The sequence below is a fragment of the Coleofasciculus sp. G2-EDA-02 genome (assembly GCF_040226375.1).
In the GTDB taxonomy this organism is placed as follows: Bacteria; Cyanobacteriota; Cyanobacteriia; order Cyanobacteriales; family Coleofasciculaceae; genus Coleofasciculus.
This window is the reverse complement of record NZ_JAVKEW010000077.1, coordinates 1-10244: the sequence shown is the minus strand read 5'-3', so window position 1 is coordinate 10244 and position 10244 is coordinate 1. Positions and strand designations below refer to the sequence as shown.

Below are 10244 nucleotides of genomic sequence, written 5' to 3'. Positions count from 1 at the left end.
TTTTGCCGCGAGACATGAATGGCGCTTTGGGCTTTATGCTCAAAGCTTTGCGGGATACCGCCTTCACCATCAATTCAGATGGTGTTGCTATCGCTGCATTGTCCGGGAATTTCCCGTATTGTGTCGCGTAAATGTATCAGTTCCCATCAATCAGACTCCAACATCGGGACGAATAGAAAAGCCATGCCTTCCTCAGGGCGAGTTTTACCATTTATGAGTATCTACCGATAAGTGCTCCACAAAACCCGCCCTTGGTCAACAGAAAGCTGACTCGATATAGTTTTGTAGAATAAGCTCATATCCTCCCAGAGTAAAGGGTTCACCGAATTGAGGGGCTGAAGTTGGTAACACGTCACTGATGGCAACAGGGCGTGAGCTTTGGCAAAGACGGTGGTAGCGAACCAGGGCGACATCAAACCGACAAGGAAGATCACTTAAATCGGGATGTTCTGCTAAAAATAGTTCGGCTGTTCGCCAAAGTTTGGCTTGCTTAGAGGATGTAATTGCCAATCCACCATCGGCATCCCAATTCCCTCGACTGCGAGTTTTTACCTCGACAAATGCTAGGATATGTGACTCAGCGTTTGGTGGTGGGGGGGTAGGGGGATAGAGTTGGGGGTTTCTACCCAGATTAGATAGGGGATTTTCCCTCTCCTCTACATCCCAGTAGGCAATCAAGTCGATTTCTCCCCAACGACAATGCCATCGATGATGTAAGATAGTCCAACCTTGTGCTTGTAACCAGGTGGCAACGAGTTGTTCTCCTAATTGTCCTTTGTTATTTGTCATTTGTCATACTCAAGGGAGCGAAAATTAACCCCTTTTTGACAGGGCGATTGATGACGATTGACTGGTAGGATAATTATATAAATAAATATCTACAGATTGCCAAAACTATGTTCAGATTCATTTTAGTTTGGGTAGTTAGCTTATGGCTGTTTATCGCTAGCCCTTTTGCTATAGCAATGCTTCCCGCCGCCCCAGCTTTGGCTGTGGATTATACCAAAGAATCTTTGGTTAATTCAGATTTTTCGGAGCGTGTGCTGACTGATGCCAGTTTTAACCAAGCGGATTTGCGAGAAAGTAATTTTAGCCATGCCGATTTGCAGGGAGTCAGTTTTTTTGGTGCTAATCTGAAATTGGCAAACTTGGAAGGAGCAAACCTCAGTTACTCAACGTTAGATAAAGCACGTTTGAATGGTGCTAATTTGAAAAATGCCGTGCTTGAAGGTGCCTACGCTTTCAATGCTCAGTTTGATGGCGCGACGATTGAAGGGGCTGATTTTACCGATGCTTTTCTTGATCCCAAAGCCGAAGAACAATTGTGTCAAATTGCGACAGGTACCAACCCTACCACAGGTCGCCAAACCCGCGATACTTTATTTTGCTTTTAAAAGTTTCCGGACATAATATTAAATGGGGGTGAATTTGTGGATGTCTAACATGTTAGCTTGACGCATTTTCTGTAACTCTTGCAAGCGTTTATAGGCTTCCTTAATTCCTTCAGAATAGTAGTCCTTACGGTTTGGGTCAGTGGCAATATTCAGATTTTGCCATTTCTCCAAACAATATCGCTTGTGCTTGTTCCACGTCACGACTTCTAAACAAGCAGCGGCGGAGCGAATTGCTAAAGGTGTGCGAGTAATATCTTCAATACGCTTTTCATTTAAGTGGAATAAATGTTCCACCATAACCATCTCCTCTGGAAACTGGATACTGCGGTCTTGGAGTAAGGAGATGAGCTTTTCAGGTTGCTGGGATAGGATGGGTTGAGCGATGGCTTGCAGGTCTAATATTTGCTGCCATAAAAATCGGTGGGGAGCAAGACTAAATAGCAAATCTTTGGTATCTAAAGTTTCAATAATAGTCTGGCGATATTCGGGACGGTGCAGATAAATTCGTAAGAGTAAGGCTTCCGCTTCTTCGAGTAGACTGTGTTCTTGGCTAATGGATAAGTCGATCGAGACAGGTAAGTTTTTCTGGTTAAGATTGGATTTCTCATTTTTCTTGATCGGAGTCTGGCGTAATTTATTCAGTTGAGTTTGGAAAATTTGGATGAGTCGAGGAATCATTTGGGCTTCTCCGCGACTCAGCTTTTCGGCACAATAATCAATATAATAGGTTTGTTGATTAATATCTTCTAATTGGTACAGCAATTTGACAATTTTCTGTGCCACCTGTTGAAATTGATTGGCTTGTTTGAGATCTTTACCTATGAGGAGTTGATCAATCTGCCAATTTAACCATAAGGGCGCATTTTGTAAGAGCTGTTGGTATTGTTTTGCCCCATCAGGGGTATGGGTAAGGAATTCGTCGGCGTCTTTACCATCGGGGAGGTTGAGTACCCGCAGTTGAATTTGTCCTTGATAGGCTAAGTCGGCAATTTCTCCGATCGCGCGTTCGGCGGCTGTGGTTCCGGCTTTGTCGGCGTCAAAGTTGAGGATGATTTGTTTGGATTCGCTGTAACGCAGTAGTTGGCGCATTTGCTCCAGGCTTAAGGCTGTACCCAATGAGGCGACAACGTTTTGAATCCCCACTCGATGCAGCGCGATCGCATCAAAATAGCCTTCGACGACAACGGCTTGATCCTTATCCCCAATGGCGTTGTAGGCTTTGTCTAAAGCAAATAAGGTTTTCCCTTTATTAAATAGAGGCGTTTCTGGAGAATTCAGATATTTGGGAAGTTCATCACCTAATGATCTCCCGCCAAAACCAATGACTCGCCCAAGACGATCATGAATCGGAATCATGATGCGATCGCGAAACCGATCATAATAGCCGTCTCCTGATTTGCGTGGCAAGATTAATCCAGCATCTTTTACCAGTTGTACCGGTTTGCCTTTTTGTTCGATTAGATAGCGGTACAGGGTTTCCCACGTCGCCGGCGCATACCCTATCTGAAACTGTTGGATCGTTTCCTCATCCAGACGGCGCTGAGATTGTAAATACTCCAGCGCCTGCTGTCCTTGGGGTTGTCGTAGTGCATGTTGATAAAATGATGCGGCTAGTGCCACAATCTCATACAGTTGCTCTTGTAAGGATAACTGACGCTGTAATTCCTGGCGTTGTTCAGGTTCCAGGGTTTGCACCGGCACTTGATACCGCCGTGCTAAGTCGAAGACTACCTCACTGAAGGACTGTTTTTCTACTTCCATGAGGAATTTAATCGCACTTCCACCCGTACCGCAGCCGAAGCAGTAGTACATTTGTTTGCCGGGACTAACGGTAAAACTGGGTGTCTTTTCGTCATGGAAGGGACACAAGCCTACATATTCCTTTCCCCGCTTTCGCAGTACAACTCGCTCCGAGACGACATCAACAATGTCTGCTCGTTCTTTGACTTGGGCGATGGTGTCTGGGTGCAGTCGAGGAATTTGCACAGCGTTGTTCCTGAGAAACTGGTAAGCAAGCGAGTATATAGTAGGGTTTTTGGTGACAGCACGGATAGGGTGGCTTCCGTGAGCCGTTTTCCCAGAACCCAATAGATCTATTGTAATTGTGTGATATCCCACACCTCAGGATAAACAATGAATTCAGCACAGACAATTATTCTCTCGCCATTGGAATTGAGGGTGATTGAGGAAATGAATAAAGTGCGAACAAAGCCCACGTCTTATCTTAGGCTTTTAAACAACTGGAAACAGCGCTTTTTGGGTAACCAGGTCAAACTTTCTCAACAGGTATTTTTACGCAGTATTGAAGGGGTAAACGCTGTTGATGAGGCGATTGATTTTCTCCAATCCACTCGTCCCTTATCGCCGTTCAAACTATCTCTGGGGATGTCAAAAGCGGCGAGTGATCATGTTCGTGATCAAGGAGAAACAGGAAGTATTGGGCATATTGGTAGCGATCGCAGCACTCCTTTTATCCGCCTGAATCGGTATGGGAGTTGGCAGATCACGGCGGGTGAAAATATTTCTTATGGTGTGGCACAGGCAGATGAAATTATCATGCAATTAATTATCGATGATGGTGTGCGCGATCGCGGGCATCGAAAAAATATCTTTAATTCAGCTTTTCAAGTCGCGGGTGTAGCCTTTGGCTATCATATCCAGTATCAAAATATCTGTGTCATTACTTATGCTGGGGGGTACAAGACGCCATAGTTTAAATGACGAATAGCTTAAGGTTTATGGTATGTGCTTTTTCCTCTAATCCTGAATTATTCTGTAACAGAATATACATTCTTTACTCTCTTTAATGTTTCAATTTGTTTAAAAATGTCATAAGTTTAGGACTGATTAGCCTATACTGAAACGCTATAAAAAGGTAAAGCTTTGTCGGCGTCATAAGCAAAATTACCTAGTTGATAGTTAATCGTATAGGTTAATCGAGGAAACCTCTAATGTCACAGAAAATTGATCACCAAGACACAACCCAATTCAATGACTCCTTGTGTGATATGAACTTGCTAGGATTGTGGGCAGTGAGTGGCAGTGAGTGGAGTACGAGCATTAGAGAAGACTGCTCAGCTACCGTCAATCAGCCCGTTGATCAAGAAACATCTAGCGCCAAACTCAATAAACTATTATTAGTAGGATTTGTGGGATTTTTAACCTTATTCAGTGCGGCAGTGTTAACGCTAAATCGATCCACATCTCCAGCCGTCCAAGTGAATCACGAAATGCCCGCGACAGACTTAAACAGCTTAATGTTCTACTAAACATCTCGATATTGGGGAACCTTTCGCAGCCTTCGAGGGAATTTGGCGCCTGTGTAGGGGCGGGTTTTACTAATATCTTTTCGATTGCCCAAAAGATGCGACTCGCGCCCGCCCCGACTAAGTTTTAATTCTGTACGAATTATCAGCAACATGGGAAGATGATCTGTGACATACTCCTACACTGAATTTTCAAGTACAGTGTAGGCTTCCAAGACAATCCGGTTATCACTTAGGAGACTCTTGGCTTTATTAACGACACGGGATGCCCCTCCGCGCCGGAACAATACGAAGAAATTTTGTTCAGCCTTTGTACTGCAGGAATTTTACCTGCCCACAGATGCAGCTACGAATAGCCTATTTCTGGGCAGAACCCCATATTCCAGGTTGTCAAGGTTCAACGCACAGGCAGCGGTTAGCTGTATTTGATTAACCTGTACATTAGAATAATAGCATATCCATACCATAATTGTTAGGATGACTCAGGTCAATATTCGATTGTCAGATAGAGAAAAGCAGCACCTATCCCAATACTGTCAACACACGCAACGTAGTCAAAACGATGTCATTAGAGAAGCTTGTTCGTCGGAAAGTCAATCAAAGGGGTATTGAACCCCCTTGATTGACCGCCTATCCATCCAAACGCCAACCTGAGTACAGGTATGGCGTGGGGCTTTCGGCTCTTAAAAGCTAATAGCTGATGTGCCGTGTTCTAGGAGTGTAACCCTTGGTAACCATTCGCTGTCGGGAGATGACATTCCCGAATATAGAAGCGATCATTTTCGATAAAGATGGGACGTTAGAAGACTCACAAGTCTTTTTGCGAGAATTGGCATATAAGCGATCGCGCTTGATTGATGCTCAAATCCCCGGTACTGGCGAACCCTTGCTGATGGCGTTTGGGATTCAGGATGATACCCTTGATCCGACGGGATTAATGGCGGTGGGTAGCCGTCGGGAAAGTGAAATTGCTGCAGCGGCTTATATTGCCGAAACGGGGCGTGGTTGGTTAGAATCTCTGGAGATTGCCCATAATGCCTTTGCCGAAGCGGAGCGATATCTCAAGGATGCAGCCGGGACTTCACCGTTATTTGCCGGAAGTTTAGATGTCCTCAAATCCCTGTCTGAAGCGGGTTTAAAATTGGGAATTCTGTCGGCGGCTTCGACTGCAGGGGTGCAAGCCTTTGTGAAACGTCACCAGCTAGAGCCTTATATTCAATTGCAACAAGGCGTTGATACAGAATTGAGTAAACCTGATCCGGCGCTATTTCTGCAAGCCTGTGAAGGTTTGGGCGTTTGTGCGAGTGCAACGCTGATGGTGGGAGATTCAGCAGGGGACATGGTAATGGCAAGTCGTGCGGGTGCGGCGGGTTGTATTGGAATTAGCTGGGGAACATCAGTTCATTTCCAGGATGCAGATGTTGCGATCGCGCAATTGGATGAAATTCAAGTTTTGTGATGAAAGATAGGGGAATCGGGGCGGGTTTAGTCACATCTAGGTGAGGTAAGAAACGATAATAGTCAAACCCGCCCCTACAGTACCTGTTAACTGTTAACTGTTAACTGTTAACTGTTCCCTACTTAAATAGGCAAACGCTCAATATCTCGATTTGAGCCAATCACCACCATGGCAAACCCTTTAAACAGGCGAGTTGTGGGGGCGGGATTAATCTCAAACTGCTCATCTTGACCAACCGCCAATAAGTTTAAGCCATAGCGATTCCGCAGTTGCAGTTCCATCACGGTTTTGCCATGAAACTCTTCGGGAACTGATATCTCCACAATACTGTGATTCGGGTCTAATTCAAAGCGATCTAAAATAGACGGCTGAGTCAGCGATCGCGCTAAGGCACAACCGGCTTCGTATTCCGGATAGACAACTCGATCCGCGCCAACACGCTCTAAGAGTTTACCATGAACTTCCGAGGAAGCTTTAGCCACTACATAAGGAACTCCTGCTTCTTTGATATTGAGCGTGGTAATAATACTTTCCTGTAAATAGTTGCCAATCGCAATAATCACCGTATCAAACTCAAAAATTCCCGCCTCTCTTAAGGCTTTAGGATCGGTGGAGTCGAGTAGAACCGCGTGGGCGGCGATTTGATCCGTCAAGACTTGACTGACGAGTTTTTCGTCAATGTCCGTTCCCAGAACTTCGTATCCTAAGTGGTGCAGGGAGGAACAAACTCCCCGCCCAAACCGCCCTAAACCAATGACGGCAAATTGCTTATTTTCGCGGCGCAGGTTCCGCAAGAACCCTACAGATGTCCAACTCACACGGTTGTCCTTTCTTCAATCAAGCCTAACTGATGATAACTCGACCTCGGTGACATTAGCATTATCCCACCAGTAGATTTTCCTCCGGATAACGGATGTGGCTAGGACGCGGATCTCCCAACAGGGTACCCATAAATACCAAAATACCCACCCGCCCGATAAACATCGTTCCCACTAAAATCAGTTTTCCCCAAGCCGAGAGACTGGCGGTGATTCCTGTGGATAGCCCAACTGTCGCAAAGGCAGACACCACTTCAAATAGGAGTTGGATAAAGTCAACCTGGGGATCTGCGATCGCGATTAAAATGGTCGCTAGAATTACAGTCCCGACGGAACCGACTAGAACCGCCATGGCTTTTAAAATCAGGTTCAGGGGCACCTGACGTTCGTAAAGATAGACTTCCTCTTTGCCCTGTAACATGGCTTTGGTACAACTGACCAACACCCGAAACGTCGTGGTTTTGATACCGCCCCCGGTTCCGCCTGGACTTGCACCGATAAACATGAAGGCAATTGTCATAAATAAACCCGCTGCTGTCATTTTACCCAGATCAATGGCGTTAAATCCTGCGGTTCTCGTGGTGACTGATTGAAACCAAGCGTTTAACACTTGATTCTGTAGACTCAATTCTTCTAGGGTTTCCGGATTATTTGCCTCCACAAAGAAAAAGGCGATTGTGCCTAAAATTAACAGGAATAATGTGGTACTGGTTGCCACTTTTAAATTCAGAGAGAATGTGAGTTTTTCATGCTTATTCATGACGCGATCGCGTAACCATAAATACAGTTCAAAAATGACCGGTTGACCAATTCCACCCAAGATAATCAGTCCCGAAATAATCCCAATTAACAAAATAGATGACTGATAGCCCATTAAACTATCCGCAAACAAACTAAACCCCGCATTATTCCAGGCGCTAATACTGTGAAAAAGGGCAAGCCACAATCCTTGATTCCAGCCATGTTCTGGAACAAATACGAGTAACAACAGGAAAAATCCGGTTAATTCAAAAAGCAATGCTGTGGCAATAATTGAGCGAATAACAAACGTACTTTTTTCTAAACCTGGAAGATCAAGGGCTTGTTGAATCGCTATTTTATGGCGCAAATTAAACCGCCGACGCACCAAGAGTAACATAAACGTCGTGATTGTCATATACCCTAACCCCCCAAGCTGGAATAGGGCGAGGACAAAAACCTGACCGACGCCAGAAAAATAACTGCCGGTATCGACTACGGCTAAACCTGTGACGCACACAGCCGAGGTGGCGGTAAATAAGGCGGTAATCAGATCACTCCAGGTTCCATCTTGGGTAGAAATGGGTAAAATTAACAGAAACGTGCCTATGGTAATCATGGTTATGAATCCGAGGCAAATCGTGCGCGTAATAGTCATGAGACGTGACAAATTATAGTGTAGAGCCGGGTTGACGCATTTAAACAGGCTTGTTACCTGTCACTGTTTGACAACACCCGCCCTGGGTCAATTGGATAGAGTCTTTAAAATCTTTTATCACATTTTTATAGATTTTCGCATCAGATTTGATGAATAAATCAGTTCATTGAGTTGCAAACCACTGTAAAATCTAAAAGGGTAAAAACCCATGACATAAGACATAAGACATAAGACAAAGGACAAGTAATGAGTTCAACACTTCAGCGTCAAATTCAGCAGTTTTACGACGCCTCATCTGGACTGTGGGAACAGGTTTGGGGCGAACACATGCACCATGGTTATTATGGTCCGATGGGTCGCGAGAAAAAAGGTCGGCGTCAGGCGCAAATTGATTTAATTGAGGAACTGCTGAGTTGGGGTGAAGTACAGCATCTGGAGAACATCTTGGATGTGGGGTGTGGGATTGGCGGGAGTTCTCTGGACTTAGCCCAACGGTTCGGTGCTAAAGTACAAGGGATTACCCTGAGTCCGGTACAAGCGGCGAGAGCAACAGAACGGGCAAAAGAGGCGGGGTTGGAGGCTGAGGTGGAATTTCAGGTAGCTGACGCCTTGGATATGCCCTTTGCGGATAACTGTTTTGATTTAATCTGGTCCTTAGAAAGTGGGGAACATATACCCGATAAGCAGAGGTTTCTGGCAGAATGCTACCGTGTCCTGAAACCGGGCGGAACATTTCTGATGGCGACGTGGTGTCATCGTCCAATTACGCCAGCCACGGGAGAATTGACAGCAAATGAAAAGGAGCATTTAGAGCAAATTTACCAGGTTTACTGTTTACCTTACGTGATTTCGTTGCCAGAGTACAAAGCAATTGCCCGTGAGTTATCCTTTTCTAATATTCGCACGGATGATTGGTCAGATGCAGTAGAACCGTTTTGGGATATTGTCATTGATTCAGCGTTTGAACCCCAAGCGTTAATGGGTTTACTCAGAAGTGGTTGGGGTACAGTGCAAGCGGCGCTATCATTAGGGTTAATGAGTCGGGGGTACCGGCGTGGTTTGATTCGGTTTGGTGTACTCTCTGCTCAGAAGTCTTAATCTGCAAACACTCATGGATGTAAGTTTTGAGTCGGAGATGGAAAAATTGTGTAGGGGCGGGTTTTACTACTATCTTTTGGGTTGCATCCAGATGTAAATAAACCCGCCCCGACTCAGGTTTTATGAGGAAAATTACCATGACCACCGCCTATCAGGTTAAACTGATTCAAACAGGAAATACCCAAACCCTAACCATTCCCCCGCCAAGAACTCAAGTTCTTGGCTAAAAGCACAAGTCGTCTAAAGACGACTCGAATTCTTATAGAAACAACCCCAACAGTTAGATACGCCTGTCTGCATTGAAACAATTAACGGTGTTTATTTCATATCCTAATTACCCTGGCGTTAAACACTCATAGATGTAAGTTTTGATTGGGAGATGAAAAAATTGTGTAGGGGCGGGTTTCACTACTATCTTTTCCCTTGCATCCAGATGTAAATAAACCCGCCCCGACTCAGGTTTTATGAGGAGAATTACCATGACCACCGCCGATCAGGTTAAACTGATTCAAACAGGAAATATCCAAACCCTAACCATTCCCCCGCCAAAAACTCAAGTTCTTGGCTAAAAGCACAAGTCGTCTAAAGACGACTTAAATTCTTATATAAACAACCCCAACCGCTAGATACGCCTGTCTGCATTGAAACAATCAACGGTGTTTATTTGATGTCCTAATTATCCTGGCGTTAAATACTCATGGATGTAAGTTTTGAGTCGGAGATGGAAAAATTGTGTAGGGGCGGGTTTTACTACTATCTTTTGGGTTGCATCCAGATGTAAATAAACCCGCCCCGACTCAGGTTTTATGAGGA

The 10244-nt window shown here is 44.9% G+C and carries 9 protein-coding genes; 5 read left to right on the top strand and 4 right to left on the bottom strand.

Going from position 1 to position 10244, the window contains the following annotated elements; translation table 11 throughout:
• Positions 1–255 precede the first annotated feature (255 nt).
• Complete coding sequence (locus RLO19_RS08020; RefSeq protein WP_446355370.1) at positions 256–789, bottom strand: YraN family protein; 534 nt, start codon at positions 787–789, stop codon at positions 256–258.
• 107 nt (positions 790–896) lie between these two features.
• On the opposite strand from RLO19_RS08020, the gene RLO19_RS08015 reads away from it, so the two are divergent.
• Positions 897–1394 (top strand): pentapeptide repeat-containing protein, encoded by a 498-nt coding sequence (locus tag RLO19_RS08015; RefSeq protein WP_446355368.1) that lies wholly within the window; start codon positions 897–899, stop codon positions 1392–1394.
• Between the two features lie 18 nt (positions 1395–1412).
• Here the strand turns inward: RLO19_RS08015 and dnaG are convergent, their stop codons facing one another.
• Positions 1413–3380: a DNA primase gene (gene dnaG / locus RLO19_RS08010; RefSeq protein ID WP_446355366.1), complete on the bottom strand. Its 1968-nt coding sequence runs from the start codon at positions 3378–3380 to the stop codon at positions 1413–1415.
• Positions 3381–3527: 147 nt separating this feature from the next.
• Between dnaG and RLO19_RS08005 the strand changes: the two genes are divergently transcribed.
• The 3 genes from RLO19_RS08005 (at position 3528) to RLO19_RS07995 (ending at position 6119) form a co-directional block, all read left to right on the top strand.
• On the top strand, positions 3528–4106 hold the full coding sequence (locus tag RLO19_RS08005) for a CAP domain-containing protein (RefSeq protein ID WP_446355364.1): 579 nt from the start codon (positions 3528–3530) through the stop codon (positions 4104–4106).
• A gap of 239 nt (positions 4107–4345) precedes the next feature.
• Positions 4346–4663, top strand: a complete 318-nt coding sequence (locus tag RLO19_RS08000; protein WP_446355362.1) for a hypothetical protein — start codon at positions 4346–4348, stop codon at positions 4661–4663.
• Between the two features lie 724 nt (positions 4664–5387).
• Positions 5388–6119, top strand: coding sequence for an HAD family hydrolase (locus RLO19_RS07995; protein WP_446355360.1), 732 nt, complete (start codon positions 5388–5390; stop codon positions 6117–6119).
• 122 nt (positions 6120–6241) lie between these two features.
• Here the strand turns inward: RLO19_RS07995 and RLO19_RS07990 are convergent, their stop codons facing one another.
• Positions 6242–6937, bottom strand: a complete 696-nt coding sequence (locus tag RLO19_RS07990; RefSeq protein WP_446355359.1) for a potassium channel family protein — start codon at positions 6935–6937, stop codon at positions 6242–6244.
• 61 nt (positions 6938–6998) lie between these two features.
• A complete protein-coding gene (locus tag RLO19_RS07985) occupies positions 6999–8333 on the bottom strand; it encodes a TrkH family potassium uptake protein (protein WP_446355358.1) in 1335 nt (444 codons plus the stop codon).
• 246 nt (positions 8334–8579) lie between these two features.
• On the opposite strand from RLO19_RS07985, the gene RLO19_RS07980 reads away from it, so the two are divergent.
• The gene (locus tag RLO19_RS07980) at positions 8580–9431 is read left to right on the top strand and encodes a methyltransferase domain-containing protein (RefSeq protein WP_446355356.1); all 852 of its coding nucleotides are present in this window, start codon (positions 8580–8582) and stop codon (positions 9429–9431) included.
• Positions 9432–10244 lie beyond the last annotated feature (813 nt).